General features: G+C 65.7%; 17 protein-coding genes and 1 pseudogene. 9 read left to right on the top strand and 9 right to left on the bottom strand.

The features are described 5' to 3' along the window. The first annotated feature begins 10 nt into the window (after positions 1-10). Positions 11-1,111 carry a type III PLP-dependent enzyme gene (locus tag ACW2Q0_RS19850; RefSeq protein WP_457192340.1) on the top strand — a complete coding sequence of 367 codons (1,101 nt, stop codon included), beginning with the start codon at positions 11-13 and terminating at the stop codon, positions 1,109-1,111. Between the two features lie 8 nt (positions 1,112-1,119). Next, positions 1,120-2,322: an adenosylmethionine decarboxylase gene (speD, locus tag ACW2Q0_RS19845; protein ID WP_457192248.1), complete on the top strand. Its 1,203-nt coding sequence runs from the start codon at positions 1,120-1,122 to the stop codon at positions 2,320-2,322. A 235-nt stretch (positions 2,323-2,557) separates the two neighbouring features. Here speD and ACW2Q0_RS19840 read toward each other — a convergent pair whose 3' ends face one another. Continuing rightward, complete coding sequence (locus tag ACW2Q0_RS19840) at positions 2,558-3,016, bottom strand: gamma-glutamylcyclotransferase family protein (RefSeq protein ID WP_457192246.1); 459 nt, start codon at positions 3,014-3,016, stop codon at positions 2,558-2,560. A 174-nt stretch (positions 3,017-3,190) separates the two neighbouring features. Between ACW2Q0_RS19840 and ACW2Q0_RS19835 the strand changes: the two genes are divergently transcribed. Further along, positions 3,191-4,114, top strand: a complete 924-nt coding sequence (locus ACW2Q0_RS19835; RefSeq protein ID WP_457192244.1) for a hypothetical protein — start codon at positions 3,191-3,193, stop codon at positions 4,112-4,114. A gap of 180 nt (positions 4,115-4,294) precedes the next feature. Here the strand turns inward: ACW2Q0_RS19835 and ACW2Q0_RS19830 are convergent, their stop codons facing one another. Continuing rightward, positions 4,295-5,203, bottom strand: a complete 909-nt coding sequence (locus ACW2Q0_RS19830) for a hydrogen peroxide-inducible genes activator (RefSeq protein ID WP_457192242.1) — start codon at positions 5,201-5,203, stop codon at positions 4,295-4,297. A gap of 119 nt (positions 5,204-5,322) precedes the next feature. Here ACW2Q0_RS19830 and ACW2Q0_RS19825 point away from each other — a divergent pair. From ACW2Q0_RS19825 to ACW2Q0_RS19815, 3 genes and pseudogenes are all read left to right on the top strand, one after another. After that, a pseudogene (locus ACW2Q0_RS19825) lies at positions 5,323-5,902 on the top strand (peroxiredoxin). A gap of 49 nt (positions 5,903-5,951) precedes the next feature. Next, positions 5,952-6,491, top strand: a complete 540-nt coding sequence (locus ACW2Q0_RS19820) for an alkyl hydroperoxide reductase (protein WP_457192240.1) — start codon at positions 5,952-5,954, stop codon at positions 6,489-6,491. Positions 6,492-6,760: 269 nt separating this feature from the next. Further along, positions 6,761-7,435 (top strand): PhzF family phenazine biosynthesis protein, encoded by a 675-nt coding sequence (locus ACW2Q0_RS19815; RefSeq protein ID WP_457192338.1) that lies wholly within the window; start codon positions 6,761-6,763, stop codon positions 7,433-7,435. Positions 7,436-7,798: 363 nt separating this feature from the next. On the opposite strand, the gene ACW2Q0_RS19810 is transcribed toward ACW2Q0_RS19815, so the two are convergent. From ACW2Q0_RS19810 to ACW2Q0_RS19790, 5 genes are all read right to left on the bottom strand, one after another. After that, positions 7,799-8,467: a DUF5134 domain-containing protein gene (locus ACW2Q0_RS19810; protein WP_457192238.1), complete on the bottom strand. Its 669-nt coding sequence runs from the start codon at positions 8,465-8,467 to the stop codon at positions 7,799-7,801. 200 nt (positions 8,468-8,667) lie between these two features. Beyond that, a complete protein-coding gene (locus ACW2Q0_RS19805; RefSeq protein WP_457192236.1) occupies positions 8,668-10,311 on the bottom strand; it encodes an acyl-CoA synthetase in 1,644 nt (547 codons plus the stop codon). A gap of 515 nt (positions 10,312-10,826) precedes the next feature. After that, positions 10,827-11,813, bottom strand: coding sequence for a hypothetical protein (locus ACW2Q0_RS19800; protein ID WP_457192234.1), 987 nt, complete (start codon positions 11,811-11,813; stop codon positions 10,827-10,829). Continuing rightward, the gene (locus tag ACW2Q0_RS19795; RefSeq protein WP_457192232.1) at positions 11,800-13,092 is read right to left on the bottom strand and encodes a hypothetical protein; all 1,293 of its coding nucleotides are present in this window, start codon (positions 13,090-13,092) and stop codon (positions 11,800-11,802) included. Before ACW2Q0_RS19795 ends, ACW2Q0_RS19800 begins: the two co-directional genes overlap by 14 nt. Further along, on the bottom strand, positions 13,089-13,451 hold the full coding sequence (locus ACW2Q0_RS19790; protein ID WP_457192230.1) for a hypothetical protein: 363 nt from the start codon (positions 13,449-13,451) through the stop codon (positions 13,089-13,091). Before ACW2Q0_RS19790 ends, ACW2Q0_RS19795 begins: the two co-directional genes overlap by 4 nt. A 248-nt stretch (positions 13,452-13,699) precedes the next feature. Between ACW2Q0_RS19790 and ACW2Q0_RS19785 the strand changes: the two genes are divergently transcribed. Continuing rightward, positions 13,700-14,209, top strand: coding sequence for a L,D-transpeptidase (locus ACW2Q0_RS19785; RefSeq protein ID WP_457192228.1), 510 nt, complete (start codon positions 13,700-13,702; stop codon positions 14,207-14,209). Between the two features lie 66 nt (positions 14,210-14,275). Here the strand turns inward: ACW2Q0_RS19785 and ACW2Q0_RS19780 are convergent, their stop codons facing one another. Together ACW2Q0_RS19780 and ACW2Q0_RS19775 are read right to left on the bottom strand one after the other, a co-directional pair. Next, positions 14,276-15,871: an MDR family MFS transporter gene (locus tag ACW2Q0_RS19780; RefSeq protein ID WP_457192226.1), complete on the bottom strand. Its 1,596-nt coding sequence runs from the start codon at positions 15,869-15,871 to the stop codon at positions 14,276-14,278. Further along, the gene (locus ACW2Q0_RS19775) at positions 15,868-16,500 is read right to left on the bottom strand and encodes a TetR/AcrR family transcriptional regulator (protein WP_457192224.1); all 633 of its coding nucleotides are present in this window, start codon (positions 16,498-16,500) and stop codon (positions 15,868-15,870) included. Before ACW2Q0_RS19775 ends, ACW2Q0_RS19780 begins: the two co-directional genes overlap by 4 nt. Before the next feature lie 140 nt (positions 16,501-16,640). Here ACW2Q0_RS19775 and ACW2Q0_RS19770 point away from each other — a divergent pair, with 140 nt between their 5' ends. Both ACW2Q0_RS19770 and ACW2Q0_RS19765 read left to right on the top strand, forming a co-directional pair. Further along, positions 16,641-16,805 carry a hypothetical protein gene (locus tag ACW2Q0_RS19770; protein ID WP_457192222.1) on the top strand — a complete coding sequence of 55 codons (165 nt, stop codon included), beginning with the start codon at positions 16,641-16,643 and terminating at the stop codon, positions 16,803-16,805. A 258-nt stretch (positions 16,806-17,063) separates the two neighbouring features. Next, complete coding sequence (locus ACW2Q0_RS19765; RefSeq protein WP_457192220.1) at positions 17,064-18,497, top strand: aminobutyraldehyde dehydrogenase; 1,434 nt, start codon at positions 17,064-17,066, stop codon at positions 18,495-18,497. Positions 18,498-18,500: the final 3 nt, after the last annotated feature.

The raw sequence follows: 18,500 nt of genomic DNA, 5'->3' as shown, positions 1-18,500 counted from the left end.
CGGTCCAAACCTGCCCGAATCGCCCTATCTGGTCATTCACCCAGAGCGGGTGCGCGAGAATTATCGCGCACTCCAGACCGCGGTACCCGGAGCCCGAATTCGCTTCGCGGTCAAGGCGAGTCCGGTGCCGGAACTCATCGGTCTGCTCGACCTTCTCGGCGCGGAGTTCGATGTCGCCAGCGTCGGTGAGATCGAACTGTGCCTAAGCCAAGGCGTCGACCCGGCCCGCATGTGCTACGGCAACCCGATCAAGAAGGCCGCCCATATCGCCACCGCTCATGCCGCGGGCGTGCGCCGCTACGCCTTCGACACCGAGGACGATCTGCTGCGCATCGCCGAGCATGCGTCCGGCTCGGAGGTCGAGTGCCGGTTCCTGTCCTCGGCACCGCAGTCGACGACGCCCTTCGGCACCAAATTCGGCTGCTCCCCCACCGAGGCGCTGCGCCTGCTGGTGCGCGCCCGCGATCTCGGCCTGATCATCGGCGGTCCGTACTTCCACGTCGGCTCCCAGCAGACCGACCCGCGAGCCTGGCGCATCGGTATCGAACAGGCCGGGCGCATCGTGACAGCGTTGGCGGACAAGGACATTCGGGTGTGTTCGGTGAATATCGGTGGCGGGCTGCCCATTTCATACCTCGAGGCGGCACCCGCACTCGACGATATCGGCGCCGTCATCGCGGCCGCCACCGCCGAATTCCTACCCGAGACCGCCGGACTCGTCGTCGAGCCCGGCCGGGCGCTCGTAGGTTCGGCGGGCACCATTCACGCCGAGGTCATCGGCGTGCGCATCGCGCCGGACGGACGGCGCTGGGTGTATCTCGACATCGGCCGCTACAACGGTATGGCCGAGACCGAGAACGAGTACATCGCATACCGCTTCGTCACCGAACGTGACGGAGATCCCGTGGACGAGGCGGTGGTGGCCGGACCGACCTGTGATGGCGACGATGTACTGTATCAACGCACGAAGGTCCTTCTTCCGGCCTCGTTGCGAGCCGGTGATCGCATCCAGATCCTCGATACCGGCGCCTATACCGCGAGCTATTCGTCGGTGTCCTTCAATGGTTTTCCGCCCTTGACCGTTCATGTCTCGGGCGCTGAGCGAGAGTGAGTTTGCCTATGACGGCGGAATTCACCGGCTGGCATGTGCTGGCCGAGTTCGGTGGTGTCGACGCAGATCTCTGCGACGATCTCGAACGACTCGAATCGGCGTTGCGTGAGTCTCTGATCGCGGCGGGCGTCACCATCTGCGATGTCGTACACAAGAAGTTCGATCCGCAGGGGGTGACCGTCCTCGCGCTGTTGTCGGAGTCCCACGCCTCGATTCACACTTATCCGGAGTCCGGCGACATCTTTGTCGACGTATTCACCTGCGGAAGCATCGGCGCCGGCGCGTCGCAGGCCGTCGAACTGCTGCGCGACAAGTTGTCTCCCAAGGACGTTCGCATGCAGGTCATCCAGCGCGGGCACGGCTCGACCAGGATCGAGGAGCCGGTCGGCAATGGGCTGACCCGTATCTGGGATCTGCACGAGGTCATCGTCGACACCCATACCCCGTTCCAGCACATGGTGATAGCGCGCACCGAACAGGGCATCAGCCTGTTCTCCGACGACGATCGCCAGTCCACGGAGTTCTCGCAGCTGACCTATCACGAGGCGATGATGGTCCCCGCCTTCGCGCTGGCCGCGAAGCTGGACAAGGTCCTCATCATCGGTTCGGGTGAGGGTGTGGCCAGCCAGATGTCGGTTGCCGCGGGCGCGACGCTGGTGGATCACGTCGATATCGACCAGCGTGAGGTCGAGTTGTGCGCCGAGCACCTGCCCTACGGCTACACCAGCGCTGAGCTGGCCGCCGCGGTCGCGGATGTGGGCCCGGTCAAGGTGCACTACGCCGACGGCTGGGACTTCTTGGCCAACGCGTCCGAGGCGGGTACCCGCTACGACGTGATCGTCATCGATCTGCCCGACGAGCGGGTCGAGGACGCGCAACACAACCGTCTCTACGAGTCGGAGTTCCTGTCGCGATGTCGGGCACTGCTGGCACCCGGCGGGGTGCTCAGCGCGCAGGCCGGATGCGCGACGATGTGGCGCAACGAGACGTTGAAGCGTTCCTGGAAGCGCTTCCACGAGCAGTTCGACACGGTGGTGCAGTACGGCAGCGATGAGCACGAATGGACATTCCTGTTCGGGTTGAACGAGCGCATCGACGACCCGGTGCAGGCGATGACCGAGCGGCTGGGCACGCTGCCCTATCGCGCTGAGACGATCGACGCGCGGGCGCTGGTGCGCGGCGCGATCGAACCGCACGCGCTGCGCGTTTAGCAGCACTCTCGAATCGCACCGGCCGCCAAGGGATTTCCCTTGGCGGCCGGTGCGATTCCGCGTTTACCCGCGTGCTCGACCGGACTCGGTACGCAGTACGGCCCTGCCGACCCGTGTGACGACGCATCCAGAGCTGGCGATCGAATTCGGCGTGGCAGCCGACCGCGGACGCCGTTCGATCAACACATCACCGGTCGTCCCGGGATGGCGAATCCAACCCGCGACGAGACCCGTTTCAGAGCGACCTTCGCCATGCGGCGCAATGAGTCACAAACGCGCCCAGATGCTCGGCGGCGAACTGCTCGGCAAACCAATCATCCTGTGTAACAACGGAAGTCCACACATACGTCCACGCCGACGGCATCGTGGCGGGCCGCACCCGCCGCAACTCGTACTCGTCGTCCTCGAACGCATCCAGCACCGCCCAGTCCGCCGCACCGAGCCCCGACAGCACCACACCCCGGGCAACCCCGGCCGCGACGGGCACCAGCCCCGGATACACCCGCCCCGGCAGTACCGCCGCACGCCACCCGGTCAGCTCTGCCGCTATCAATTCCGGACACCGCCCGATCAGCTCGACCAATACCTCCGGAAACTGCAAGGTCCCGTAGACGAACAGCCGATCACCGTTCGTGATCGGGCGACCGATCCGCCATCCAGGCTCGATCGACCGATTGGCACCCAACTCGTCCACCGCGCCCCCTTTCCAACTGCCCACCAGCGGACATTACGCCCAACCAGCACACCCGAACCGCCCGACACCGACGCCTGCTACAAGGAAATCGGTGCCCGAACGCGTACCCTGCCACGGGAGCCGACACGCCCGCCCGGGCCGCGACCGCCCGCAATCCGCTACAGGAAGGCACCCATGATCCGGCGTATGCTCGCGGCGGGGATCGCCCTCGCTATCGTTTCGGTCCCGCTGACCGGATGCACCGACGCGTCCGACCGCCGCCCGCAGGTGGATCGGCTGCGGGCCGAGGTCGGCGCCATGCCGGGCGTGGAAAGCATCTCGGTCGACTATTCCAATGACTTCACCCGGGGCACCTACCTCGACCTGGACCTATCGATGCGGGCGGCCTCCGAGGCGCAGATCGCCGAGGTCGTCGACCGGATCAATACCATCAAGCGACACGACTTCGACTCCCACCAGCAGTCGACCGACTTCGCCCTCGGCGACCGGCTGGAACTGAAGCTGGGCGCGAACTTGGACCCGAATCGAATCGCCGCTCGCGCCCGCGAGCTACGCCAACTCGGCACCAGCCTGCCAGGAGCCGCCATCACCGGGACCAACTCCGGTATCGAAATCGAAAAGTCGCCGCCCACAACGGACTCCCTGGCAGCCGTACGCACGGTCCTCGGCGACGATCCGGCCCAAGTGACCATCCGGCCCGTGGACCGGCAGCCGGTCTGGACCGTCGACCTCCCGTTCGGTACCCAGCAGGAGCAGGACATCCAGACCCTATTGGCCGCGCTTCCCGTCCCCGTCGCCTTCGTCCGCATCAATGACGGACATCTCGCGAATCTCTCTGTCGGGGTATCAAGCCCGGAGACCGCCTACCAGGATCTCACCGCCGTCATCGCCACGGCCCGACCGGCATCCGACCATCCGTTGGACCTGCGCTGGAACTGGGGCGGCTATTCGCCCGACAAACAATTCACCGGAAGCGTCGAGGTAGCCGGATGCTCGGACCGCAACACCGCCGCCGACGCCCACCCCGAGCACTACCTCACCCCCGACGCCATCGACCTGCAGCGCCGACTCCGCAGCGAATTCGAAACCTGCCGATAGCGTCTGCACACGAACGCGTCGACGTCGCGTACACACCACTCGGCGAACGTCGGCGGACTGCTGCCGAGCAACCCACACACGTCGGTTCGCAACCCCACCGTATCGGCGCCCTGCGCAAGATCCATCACACCGCGACCCAACCTCCTCGGCGACACCGCACCCTGATCGCTCGGACTCGGTTCACCGCGGCCGCTGCGACCGAATGATCTGCGCCAGCCGTTCGTAATCGTCCGCGCGCGCCGTCGACGCGCGAAACGCCAGACCGAGGGTGCGTCCCGGCGCGGGGGCGGTGAAATGCGCGGTTTCCAATGTGCCGCGCGCGGTTTCGGCCGCCACCGCCATCTCCGGAATCAAGGTCACCCCGAGACCGCCCGCGACGCACTGGACCACAGTCGCCAGCGACGCGGCGCGGGTATCCCCGACCGCCCTCGGATGCGTATCGGCGGAGCGGCAAAATTCCAGGGTCTGATCACGCAGACAGTGGCCCTCGTCGAGCAGCAGCAGCGGCAGCGCGCCCAGGGTGGCGGGTGCGATATCGGTGCGACCGGCCAGTTCGTGCCCGCGCGGAGTCACCAGCACGAATTCCTCGGTATACAGCGGGATCTCGACCAGACCGGGCGTCTCGGTCGGCAGCGCGAGCAGTGCCACATCCAGGACGCCGGTGCGCAATCCCTCCAGCAGCCGGGCGGTTCGGTCCTCGATCACCTGAGGATTCAAGGCGGGCAATACCTTGCGTAATTCGGGCAGCAGGTCCGGCAGCACATATGGGGCAACCGTCGGAATGATGCCGATCCGCAGGGTGCCACCCAGGCTGTCACCGGTCGCCGAGGCGACGAACCGATCGGCGGCCTCGAGGGTCGCCGTCGCCTGTGGCAGCAGCCGTGTACCCGCGGCGGTGACGAGCACCCGCCGGGTGCTGCGCTCGATCAGTTGCAGCCCGAGCCCGTGTTCCAATGCGGCGAGTGCCTGCGATAACGTGGGTTGGCTCACATTGAGCCGCGCGGCCGCGGTGCCGAAGTGGCGGTACTCCGCGACCGCCACGAACGCACGCAGCTGCGACAGGGTCGGCTGATAAGTCTGATCAGTCATGCCTATCAGTGTAGTGCGACTGATCACGTTTACCTTTCACCAGCGTTTGGGCAACATCATCGTGAGCTTTTCGATCCACTCGCTCCAGCAAACCGACTGACGAGGAGACAAGCACGGCTTTGCTGACCATCGGCGACCAATTCCCGGCGTACAACCTCACCGCGGTGATCGGCGGTGACCTGTCGAAGGTCGACGCTCAGCAGCCTGACGACTATTTCACTCGGATCACCTCCGACGACCACTCCGGTAAGTGGCGCATCGTCTTCTTCTGGCCCAAGGACTTCACCTTCGTGTGCCCGACCGAGATCGCCGCCTTCGGCAAGCTCAACGAGGAGTTCTAGGACCGCGACGCGCAGGTGCTCGGCGCTTCGGTCGACAACGAGTTCGTGCACTTCCAGTGGCGCGCCCAGCACGAGGATCTCAAGACCCTCCCGTTCCCGATGCTGAGCGACCTCAAGCATGAATTGGCAACCGCCACCGGTGTTCTCAATGCCGACCGTCGCCGACCGCGCCACCTTCATCATCGACCCGAACAACGAGATCCAGTTCGCCTCGGTGACCGCGGGTTCGGTCGGCCGCAATGTCGACGAGGTACTGCGTGTACTCGACGCACTGCAGTCCGACGAGCTGTGCGCCTGCAACTGGAAGAAGGGCGACCCGACCATCAACGCGGGCGAACTGCTCGCCGCGAGCGTCTGAGCATTATCGAAATACCTGAAAACCACCGAACGAGAAGAGGATTCGCCGAATGAGCATTGAGACCCTGAAGAACTCCCTGCCCGAGTACGCCAAGGACCTCAAGCTCAACCTGTCGTCCATCGCACGCACCACCGTGCTGAACGAACAGCAGCTGTGGGGCACGCTGCTCGCATCGGCGGCCGCGACCCGGTCGGCGACGACCCTGCGTGAAATCGCCGAGGAAGCCGCGAACAACTTGTCCGCGGAGGCCTACAACGCCGCACTCGGCGCCGCCTCGATCATGGGCATGAACAATGTGTTCTACCGGGGTAAAGGGTTTCTGGAAGGCCGCTACGACGATCTGCGTGCCGGTCTGCGGATGAACATCATCGGCAATCCGGGTGTCGAGAAGGCCGATTTCGAGCTGTGGTCGTTCGCGGTCTCCTCGATCAACGGCTGCGGACACTGCTTGGAGGCGCATGAGAAGACCTTGCGTGAGGCGGGCGTCTGGCGTGAGGTGATCTTCGAATCGCTGCGGGCGGCCGCCATCGTCGCCGGTGTCGGCCAGGCGGTGCAAGCCACCGAGACGCTGACCACCGCCGCGGTCTGATATCTCGCCGAAAACACGGCAACTGCCAAGTTCCTTGGGGCGGGGCAGTTGCCGTTTCCCGGGTAGGCACGTGTCGGAGCGGCTCGCTACCAACTGTCCGCGTTACGCACGTCGTGCACAGGGGAGCGGTGACCGAGCTTGCCGGAACGGGCACAACGCAAATCGGCAATGGAGGTTTGTCCTGGACGGAAATTCCACGGCAGCGCATTAACCATCTCTGGGGGGCCGGTAGGCTCGCGGACATGGGCACACAGGGTGAACCAGAGGCCATGGGAACACGGGTCGAGGTTGTGCGCGTTTTCACGGACCCGACGGGGCGAGGCGGTAACGAACTCGGCATCGCTCGCGCCGCCGATGTCGCCGAGGTAGATCACCAGACGCTGGCGGCGAAGGCGGGGTATAGCGAAACCGTCGTTGTCGAGGATCCGGTCGACGAGATCGCCAAGATCAGGATCTACACCCCTGCGGTCGAGTTGCCCTTCGCCGGGCATCCGTCGGTGGGTACCGCGTGGTGGTTCGCCGAGCAGGGCCAGCCGGTGCGGATTCTGCAGGTGTCGGCCGGTCCGGTCGCCGTCGAACTCACCGACGGGCTCGTCTGGATCACCGCGCGCGGGGAATGGGCCCCGGAATTCACCTTCCATCAGCTCGACGACCTCGACGAACTGGCGAATCTGCGCGCAGACGATTTCGACAGCGGCTCGCACTACCTCTGGTCCTGGACCGATGAGCATCGCGGTGCCCTGCGCTCGCGCATGTTCTCCCCCGCCATGGGCGTCCCCGAGGACGAAGCGACCGGGGCCGCCGCCGTCGCCCTCACCGCGCGACTCCGGCGCGGCTTGATCATCACCCAGGGCACAGGCTCACAGCTGTTCACCGAATGGGACTCCGATGGTTGGGTCCGACTCGGCGGCCGCGTCGTCGCCGACTCGGTCATCAATCTGTAGGTCGCGATTTTCGACAGTAGGTCCCGCTCGGGCGAACCAGTCGCTGACCGGGTTCGACCTGGGACTGGGCTCGGCCACCCGATGGTCGACCGCGATTGGTCAGGCGCTGTCGGCCCCGACAGCCGTGGACCGGTGTCGGCGTTCCGTAGCGGTTTGCACTGATGGCACGCAACAGCGTGATGAGCCGTCATACCCGGATGACGGTGATGATCATCTCGCACGCGGGCGCCTTCCTGCCCTACGCCGCCCGGCGGTTCGCCGGAGGCGACCAGATCAACCCGGCACCCCCATGGGCATTTCTGGCCGAGCCCTCTCCCCCGTCTCGCGGTAGCCGATCGGCAAACTGCAGCCGTTGGCGATTTATCAAAAGACGGCAGCGATCAGCATGTAGGCCGTGCCCAGGTCCATGACAAAGTGGGGCACGATTGCGGAGGTCAGTGCGCGACCGAGGAAGGAAGCCGAGCGCCCGGAGTCGGTTCGGATGCCGATCGGGTGGCCGAGCCAGCGCCGGAAACGGCCGGTACTCACCGCGACGATCAAGGCGAGCGCGTCGGTGCTGAACAGCGCGGCCACGCTCAGCGCCGGTCCGGGTGCGGGCCCGTCGGCGTGCGCGCCCGCATGGTGTCCCGCGATCGCGTACAGCATGGCGGCAGAGACCGCGATGTGATATCCGAGCGCGATGATTCGATCATCAGGTCGCGCGCGAGTCACCTTGCGCCACTGCGTGATTCGATCTGCCAGCAAGGCCACCATGACGATGATGAGGGCGATCAGCACCCCGCGCATCGCTGCCGGATCCGCTCCCATCGGAAAGACCAGCATCGCAAGCATCACCATGCACATGATCAGATGGGCGGCATCGGACTCGTGACATGGCGCCGCACCAGGCGAATTCACTTGCAGATGAACGGGTTCGGCCCCGCCGACGCCATTCGATACTGCCAACCGCCCGAGCACCACCGCGGCCGCGATCAGAAAGGCCACCACCACCGACCACCGCAGGGCGGCATACTCCTGCGCGAACTCCACCACACCCACACCTCCCGACCCAGTTCCTCCCCTCCATGCTCGCACCCCGGAACCGACCCCGCCGCCCTTTCCCACAGCCACGCCCATCTCGACGTCCCAGCCCCACAACCCGTCGCCACCAGCTGGACAAATGATCACGCGGAAACCATGGCGGCACACCGTTGCGTCATACGATGCGGCGAGTGCCGCGAGGATGTGAGCCCTCAGGCCGAGAGCTCACGCAGGACCCGCTTAAGTACTTTTCCGGCGGGGTTGCGCGGCAGCTCGTCGACGAACAACACCTCACGCGGGACCTTGAAGCGGGCCAGATGCGTCCTGACATACTCGCGCACCTCGTCTGCGGTGAGCGAATACCCTTCGCGGACAACGACTACCGCACGCAGGCGCTGACCGTACCGCTCGTCCGGCACCCCGAAGGCGCTGACCTCCGCCACCGCGGGGTGCGCGGCGAGCAGCTCCTCCACCTCACCCGGAAAGACGTTCTCGCCGCCGGAGACGATCATATCGTCATCGCGGCCATCGATGAAAAGCCTTCCGGCACTGTCGAAATGACCGACATCGCCGGTGGACATCAACCCTCCGATGCGCGCCTTGTCACCACCACCGGTATAGCCCTCGAATTGGTAGTTATTGCCGACGAAGATGCGTCCGCTGGTGCCCGGCGGCACTTCCCGGTCGTCGTCGTCGAATATCTTCACGACGGTGCTCGGCACGGGAGAGCCGACGCAGCCGGGCTCGACGGCCAGATCCGCAGGCGTGGCGATGGTCGCGTAGCCCGCTTCGGTGGACCCGTACACGTTATACACCACCGGTCCGAATGCCTCGCTCACCCGGATGCACAGATCGGCGCCGAGCTGTGAACCCGCTACGAAGATGATCCTTAGCCGCAAAAGATCATGTCCGGCAAAGGCTTTCGGGCCCGCATCGACGATTCGCCGCAGCATGACCGGCACCGCGATCATGGCCGTGGCCCCGTGCCGGTCCAGACTGTCCAGCACCGCCTGAGGATCGAAGCGGCGCCGGATCACCAGCGTGGATCCGAAGCCGACCGCGAGGACTGCGTGCGCGAAACCGAGCGCATGGAATAGCGGCGCTGGGCATTCGGTGATTTCGCGGGCACGCAACGGCACCTTGCCGAGAATCGCGCCCAGCGGTGCCAGGGAGGCCGGTTCGCTGCCGCGCGGCGCACCTTTCGGAGTGCCGGTCGTCCCGCTGGTCAGCAGGTTGATGCGGGCGGCAGTGCGCGGCTTGCGCGGTGGTGTGCGCGCCGCGCCCGCGATCAGATTGTCGATGGTGTCGACACCCGGTTTATCGGCCCAGGCGCGGTAGCGGCCCCGGCGCGGGGTGAAATCGCCGAGCACACTTGCGTATTCGTCATCGAAAATCAGCAGATCGGCGCCCTCACGGGTCATTACCTCGCGCAACTGCGGCGCCGCGAAATCGGTATTGAGCAGGATGATTCGAGCACCGCATTTCGCCGCGGCGAAGACCGCGTAGTGGAAGCCACGGTGGTTGCGCACCAGAATGGCCACTCCTTCGCCGTCGCGCAGTCCGCGCGACCGCCAGGCATTCGCCAGCGCGGTGCTACGCTCATCGAGTTCACGGAAGCTGACGCGGCCGAGCTCATCGATGATGGCGGTGCGGTCGCGATAGCGCAGGGCGGCAACGGTTGTCAGCCCGCCGAGCAGTCCTGAGCGCAACACCGCGGCACCCATGCGGGCGAGCCGATCCGGGCGTTCGGGGGTCGCGAGTCCGGCACGCACCGTCAGCGCGGCGTAGTAGGTCTCATCAGCGGCCCGACGCGCCGCGGCCGTGGCCAGCACCCCGACCCGGTTCGCAAACTTCATGGCCCGATCCTGACGCCAATCACCCCTGATCGCGCATCGACCCGAATCCCTTCGGCCGCAGCCGATTCGGATACCGTACAGCCGATTCCACCGAATGCGCCGACAATCGGCACCACTGTGCCGACGCCGGTGCACAGTGATACCGGCAGGCGGCGCGGTTCGATCAGCGCACGATTCGTGCGCGGCGCGTACTTCTCGGATATCGGCATTGTTATCCACCTCGATGAGGGCAAGTGCCCTCACAGTAAGCGTCGCCGGAGGATTCGTCGAGTACCGACCCAGACAGCAGGGCCGATGCAGGCATCGATCCATGATGGACGGATGCCCAGCGATATCGGGGCGTAGCGTCTGCATGGCGCGTAACCTCTGACACCCTACCCCCGGCGAGGGTGAGCGACCTTCAGCGCATGGCCGGTCCGATTCGTGACGCGCACCCTCCGACGCAACGCAACCAGCGCGTATCGCTGCCCCGCAGCGCGCACAGCCATGCGGATCCACGACGCCTGCGGGAGCACTCAGTCCGCGTTGATCGCGGTGATCAGCGTGCGGTTGCCCGCCGTCCGCGTCGTGATGATCTGTGTGAAGGTCTGTGGCTGCTCGCCCGGACGCTGCTGGGTCAGCCGTACCTCCCAGTGCGCCTCCCCCGCATCGCTGCCCCCGCGAGTGATCTGCACGCAATAGCGGGTGCCGATCGGTACCTGGTTGATTCCGCGCTGGATCTGGTCGGCGGTGGGCACATTCGCATCGTTGGTGACTACCCCGCGCGCGGCGAATCCGGAACGCTGCACATAGTAGGCGCGTTCGAATGCGAGGATCGCCGAGGGCCCATCGCTGGTGCCACCGGGATCGGTGCCGGAGATGACATCACCGGTGCGCCGCTGTTCACAGCCCGCAGTGGCGACCGCGGAGGGTTGGTCAGCGGGTGCCGTGGTCGCCGGGGCGCGCCCGCCGGTCCCCTGGGCGAGCGCCGGCGTCGGCGCCGCGGCTGGTCGCTTCTGCTTGCCTGAACCGCCGAACACGAACATCAGCACCGAGACCACCGCCAACACCACACCGAGCACGATCAGCACCGCGACCACTCGGTTGCCACCACCGGTCGGTTGCGGATCGCGGCGACGCGGCGGATGCCGCAGTGCCGGACCGGGATTGCCGCCGGACCGATCGATGATCGTCGGTACGACCGTATTGGCCTGCGCCGGTAGCTCGACCTCGGCCGCGACCGCGCGGGTCCGAGCGCGACTGGGCTCCGTCGCCGGTGGCGCTGGCGCGGGACGCCGTGGTTCGAGCCACTCCTGCCAATCCCCGGCCGGCCGAGGACGGCGCGGCCGCTCGGGTGGATCGAGCGCCTCGGTCAGCGGTGTCCGGTACTGACCGGCCCCACGGCGTGTGCTCGGACGCCGGCGCCGCTTCGGAGTCGGAGCAGCGGGCCGGACCATGGGCAGCCCGGTGTCGAACGGATTGCCCTGGTTCTGGCTCGAAGAACCGGAATCAGAGCTCGTCATCGTCGAACTCGCCGATCACCGCCGGCGGCACGGTCGCCAATACGGTCGGCACGGTAACGCCGAGTTGGCCATCGCGCGGTCGGCGGTCCTCATCCGATTGCGACGACGGCGGCAATGCCAGACCACCGGCGGTGCCGGGCTGATTCGCCGGTTCCGGCCCGGACGGACGCGGCGGCGGCGTATCCGTGCCGGCGGCTGGTGCCTGTGGCGCCGGGGTCGGCGCGGGCGCGGGTTTCGTCACCGCCGAACCGCCCATATTCGGCGGAATCACCGAGTTGGTCCCAGTACTCGGCGCGGGCTTGGACGACGGTGCCGATCCGCCGCCGAAGTCGATGATGTTCGAGGACTTGCTCGCGCTGTCACCACCGGTAGGAGAATTCGTGGTGCTGCCCGGATGGATGAGTTCGGGAATCGCCTTGTCGATGGCCTTATCCGCGGACGCGGCCACGGTATCCATGGCATGTGTGCCGACTTCGGCGATCTTGTCGATCAGGTGGGTGCCGATATTGACCCCGGCGTCGATCGCGGCGGTGCCGACCGAGACACCCGCGTTGATCAGATACTGCTGCAACTGGAGCTGGGCCGCCTGCACCGGATCCAGTGGCGTCGTCGTCACGCCCGCGGTGGTCGTGTCGTTCGTCGTGCCGGGCACGACCGTCGGCTGGGCGGTGCCGATACCCTGCGGCGTGCTGACGGTGAGTGGTCCCATCGCATCCAGCCGCGCGGTGTGGCCGTCCATCTCCGACTGGGCCGTGCTGACCGCGGTGACCGCGTCGCGCAGCGCCTGGGTGGCCCGTGCGATCACCGCGTCGGTATCCGAGGACGCGCTCGCGGTGCTCATGATCTGCTTGGCGTCGCGGCGGAAATCCGCGATGATCTGGTCCACCTTCTGCGCGGCGCGGGCGCTGGTGGCATGGGCAGCGCCGAGCACCGACAGGTACTCGGGTCCGCGGTCGGTGATATCACCGATCTGAGTTTGCGTGGTACGTAGTGCCGGGACGGCATCGTCGGCGGCGCGGGAGGTCCAGGTCGATTCGAGGGCGTGCAGCCCCTCGCGGTGCGGGCCCTCGGTATCGGCCGCCTGCGTAGACGCTGCGGACAACGCGTTGACGACGGACGGGTCCGGCGTCGCGACACCACTGCCGAGTGAGGCACGCAATCGCAGCATCGGTTCGACCAGCGCCGCCACGATCGGCGGATCCATGTCGGGATCGACCGGTGTACTCGCGGGAGTATCGGAGGCGTTGTTCACGGGCCGACGTCGAAGCAGTCGTCTCATGGCAGTGCCTCTCCTTGCCGGGCGAGCGCGCCCGCGGAATCGACATCGATGCCCCGCATGTCGGCGCTGTAGTCGCGCAGCACCTGCCCGTAGGCGGCGACGAGTTGCCCTGCGGTCGAGAGCGCCTGCACGTGTTCGTTCACCTTCTCGGTGAACCGGGCCACGAATCCGGCACCGACCTGACCGAGGTCGGCGACCAGCCGCTCGGGATCGACCGCGCCACTCACGACCGCCGACGCCGAGGCCAGCTGTTGCGACACTGTATTCGCGATCGTGGTGTAGGCGGCCATCGCCGCCGGGTCGAGCTTCAGCGCGTCCACCGTTCCCCCTTGATTACGGAAACCAATCTGTCGCGTCATATTTCGACACTCCGAGGGTACTTGGGACCCCGGCAATGTGCGCGGGGATCCTTTCCTTTCGGTGGAGTCTATGCCGCCGGACTCGTCCCTTATGCGACACCGGTCCAGTTACCCGGACATCGAAGTCGAATGCGGAAATGATCACTTTCAATCGCGCCGGTTCTATGCTTGTCGCGACGAAGTTGGTCCCATCATCATCCTGGCGATCCATGCTCAGGGTGCCCGCACAGGTTGGAGGGGTCACAAGCGTGAAGAACAACAAGCGTTTTCGAAACTGTTCGGTCAGATCCGCAATGCTGGTCGGTGCCGTTTCCGCAGGACTGCTGATGGCGGGCACGGCACAGGCCGAACCGTTGTGGCCCGGTGGGCCGGATATCGGCATACCGGCGATCATTCCACCGGCTCCGGTATCCGCACCATGCGGCGAAGCCGCGCGGATGTGCATGCGGCTGTCGACAAACGAGGCATGGCTCATGGACAACGGCAGGGTCACCTACGGCCCGACCCCGATCTCGCACGGGCGGCCCGGATACGAGACACCACCCGGCGTCTTCAAGGTCGCCTTCAAGCGCGAAGACTTCTGGAGCACCATGCACAACGCGCCGATGAAGTGGGCGGTCTTCTTCAATGGCGATATCGCCACCCATATCGGCCCCATCGAGGAGCAGTCGCACGGGTGCATCCGAATGACTCCCGACGGCGCCGAAGCGACCTACCGCTACCTCAATCCCGGTGACGTCGTCGAAGTCGTCCGCTGACACCGGATTTGCGCACGTCAAGGGCCCGAGCGGATTCCGCCCGGGCCCTTCGACATATCCGCCGCCTCAGCGTTCGCCGACGAGCTGCGGATCCGCGTCTTCCGCCATGACCGCCTCACCGCGAGCGACCATGCCCGCCTCATCGGCGAGTTTCATATGGGGAATGAACAGGGCGAGTACGAAGGCGATTACCACGCCGGGGATCAGGTACCAGAAGCCCGGAACCAAGGCATCGACATACGCGCCGACAATGCCATCGTGCAGGCCATCGGGTAGATGCTTGACCACCGAGGGCACCAACCCACCCGGATCCAGTCCGGCGGCCGCGGCTTCGGGACCGTGGGCGCCGAAGACATCGGTGAGCCCCTCGGTCAAACGGTTGGTGAAGATGGAGCCGAAAATCGCTACGCCCAGTGCGCCGCCCATTTCCCGGAAGTAGTTGTTGGCACTGGTCGCGGTGCCGATTTGGTCGGGGGCCACGGCGTTCTGGACGACCAGCACGATGATCTGCATGATCAGGCCGAGGCCCGCACCCATGACGAACAGCATGGCGGAGACCACCCACATCGGGGTGTCCGCATCCAGGCGGGTCAACCACAGCATGTCCGCGAACATCAAAACCGCGCCGAGGGGTGGATAGACCTTGTAGCGGCCGGTTTTGGTGACCATCGTCATCGAAGCGACCAACGCGATCATCAGGCCGACCATCATCGGAATCAGCAGCAGGCCCGACACCGAAGCCGAAGCGCCCGTTGCCATTTGCAGATAGGTCGGGATGAAGGCCAGGGCGGCGAACATCACCAGGCCGACCAGGAAGCCGATCGCGGAGGTCAGCACGAAGGTGCGGTTGCGGAACAACCACAGCGGCAGCATCGGCTCCTCGGCGCGCGCCTCCACGAGGACGAAGGCCGCGACCACCACGACGAACGCCGCGATCATGGTGACCATAACCGTTGAGCCCCAAGCGTATTGCTTACCGCCCCAGTCGGTGATCAGGATCAGCAGCGTGGTCGCGGCCGACATCAACACCACACCGAGATAGTCGGGCCGGGTCTTGGGCCGGTGGCTCGGGATGCTCAGGTAGCGCAAGGCGATGAACAGTGCGGCGATGCCGATCGGCACATTGACCCAGAAGCACCAGCGCCAGCCCAGGTGATCGGCGAAGAAGCCGCCGAGCAGCGGACCCGCGACCGAGGTGATGCCGAAGACCGCGCCCATCGGGGCCATATATTTGCCGCGATCCTTGGCCGGCACCACATCGGCGATGATCGCCTGCGCCAGAATCATCAGACCACCGCCGCCGACGCCCTGCAGGCCGCGGAAGGTGATGAACTCCCAGAAGCTCGTCGACGCCGCGGCGCCGATGGAGGCCACCGTGAAGATCGTGATGGCGAACAGGAATGGCCAGCGCCGTCCGAACAAATCACCGAACTTGCCGTAGATCGGCATCATGATGGTGGTCGCGAGCAGATATGACGTTGCAGTCCAAGCCATATGGGAGATGCCGCCGAGATCGCCGACAATGGTCGGCATCGCGGTGCCGACGATGGTCTGGTCCAGGCTGGCCAGGAACATCCCCGCGATCAGCGCGCCGAAGATGAGCCAGATCCGCTTCTGGGTCAGGACAATCGGCTCGGGTGGCGATTCAGCCGTGATGGTCATCTGGTGCGTCTGCCTTTCTTGCCGTCATGCTGTTCGAACAACCGCGCGGCCATCGCACAGTGTTCGTGTACTGCCGCCGCCAGCGATACGGCCGGATCCTCGGCCGAGGACATCGCCGCCCGCGTGGTGATGGTTGTCATGAATCCCGCTGCCAGACCGGCGAAGTCGGGCGAGACCGCAGTGCCGAGCCGAGCCGAGAGCAGGTCGGAGATCACGCTGTCCAAGCGGGCGCCGGAGGCGACGAAGGCCGCAAGCACCCGTGGCTCGGTCCTGATGACCTCGGTAACCAGCGCGATGCCCTCGCGCACCGCGCTTTCGGATTCGAAGCCGTGCGCGAACAACCAGGTGAGATCGTCCATCAGCGCACCGCTGGGCCCGCCCGCGATGAACCGTTGGCGCAGCTCCGGTGTGCCGATCTCGCTGATCGGCCCCACTATCGCGGCCATTTTCGTCTCGTAGTAATTGAAAAACGTGCGGGGCGAGACCCCGACCGCTCTCGCGATGTCCTCGACGGTCGTCGCATCCAGCCCGCGCTCGACCGCAAGCCGTCGCGCGGCAAGACAGAGATCGAACTCGGTCTGACGCTTCTTCTGCTCTCGCAACCCGATCGGGCGCGCATCTTTGGACACGTCCGCCAAAGTAGCACAAACTGCAATTTTTCAGAAACTGCAAGTTCAGGCTGTGGTGATGAACGAGCCGCCAGCGCCGAGTTCCCGGACACGCATACTGTCGAGCCGGGTCCGCCGTCACTGGCACGCTGGGCGCCACCATGGCGAATATCGAGGTGCAGGTGGTCTTCTCGGCGTCGCCGTGCGGTACGGACCGGGGTAGCACCCGCCGCCAGCAGGATCAGCCACGCGGACCAGTGCGCGCCGAACCACGGCAACGCAATCAGGTGGTCGCGGCCGGTGCGGCCGGCACCGGTACGGCGTAACGTGGCGCGGTTTCATGAAAAATTTGAGCGAGCCGAAATTCTTTGCAATAGAAGGCGAAACAATGGTTTTCACCGCCGATAATTATGGCTGCGAATGCGTCGTACTCAGCAGTAATAAAGGCGTAAGCTCATTCCATTCGGTGTCGATAACATCGAAATCTTGATGAACAGGTAGAGGCGACGGCGAAAAGATGCCGAGTCGGCCGAACGGTCCACGCGCGAGAATTGTCGACTCGGCAGCGCGACCGAGGAGGCAGCATGACAGTGGTCCAGAACTTCATCGACGGCAAGCTCGTCGACTCGGTCGGTGGCGCGAGGACGACGCTCGTCGACCCTGCCACCGGTGATCAATACGGCACCGCCTCGGCGTCCAACGAACAAGACATCGACAATGCGTACGCAGCCGCGGCCAGGGCGTTCGAGGACTGGAAGCGCACGACGCCCGCGCACCGCCAGAAGGCGCTGTTGGATTTCGCCGACGAGTTGGAGACGGCCGCCGACGCGCTTGTCGCGGCCGAGGGTCGCAACACCGGCAAACCGAACCACGTCACCTCGGCCGCGGAGATCCCACAGATGCTGGACCAGACCCGATTCTTCGCGGGGGCGGCACGGGTACTCGAGGGCAAGTCGGCCTGCGAATATCTGGCGGGCCACACATCCTGGATCCGCCGGGAGCCGATCGGCGTCATCGGGCAGGTGACGCCATGGAATTACCCGATGATGATGGCAATCTGGAAATTCGTTCCCGCGATCGCGGCGGGCAATACCGTGGTGATCAAGCCGAGCGACACCACCCCGGTGACAACGGTGATGCTGGCCGAACTGGCCGCCGAACACCTGCCGCCAGGCGTGCTCAATGTGGTGACCGGTGACCGGGTGACCGGTGCGGCGGTGGTGGCGCATCCGACCCCGCGGATGGTGTCGATCACCGGTTCGGTGGCGGCGGGCCGTGCGGTCGCGGAGTCGGCCGGCGCCCACCCGAAGCGCACGCATCTGGAGTTGGGCGGTAAAGCGCCGGTAATCGTGTTCCCCGACGCCGATATCGCTGCCGCCGCCAAGGGCATCGCGGCCTCGGGTTATTTCAACGCCGGACAGGATTGCACGGCGGCCACCCGGGTGCTCGGTCACGCGTCGGTGGCCGATGATTTGACCGCAGCGCTGGCCGAGCAGGCAGACAGTGCCACAACGACATTCGGTAAAGCCACCGATGACGAAGACGCCTGGGTGCCACCGGTCAACAACGCCGAACAGCTACAGCGGGTGCTCGGCTTCCTCGATGATGTGCCCGATCACGCTTCGGTCGTGGTCGGCGGGCACCGACAGGGCGAGCGCGGATACTACGTCGAGCCGACGGTCATCGGCGGACTGCTCCAGCAAGACCGGCTGAGCCGGCGCGAGATCTTCGGCCCGGTGATCACCGTGCAGTCGTTCACCGACGAAGACGACGCGATCCGGTGGGCCAATGGCGTCGAGTACGGGCTGGCGTCCTCGTTGTGGACCAAGGATGTGTCGAGGGCGCTGCGCGTATCGGCCGCGCTCGACTTCGGCTGCGTGTGGATCAACACCCACACCGCGCTGATCGCCGAGATGCCGCATGGCGGGTTCAAGTCTTCCGGACACGGTAAGGACCTGTCGATGTACGGGCTGGAGGACTACACCCGCGTCAAGCATGTGATGGCCAAGATCGACTAGGGC

The sequence above is a fragment of the Nocardia citri genome, assembly GCF_054065835.1.
This window is presented reverse-complemented; position numbering and strand designations above follow the sequence as displayed.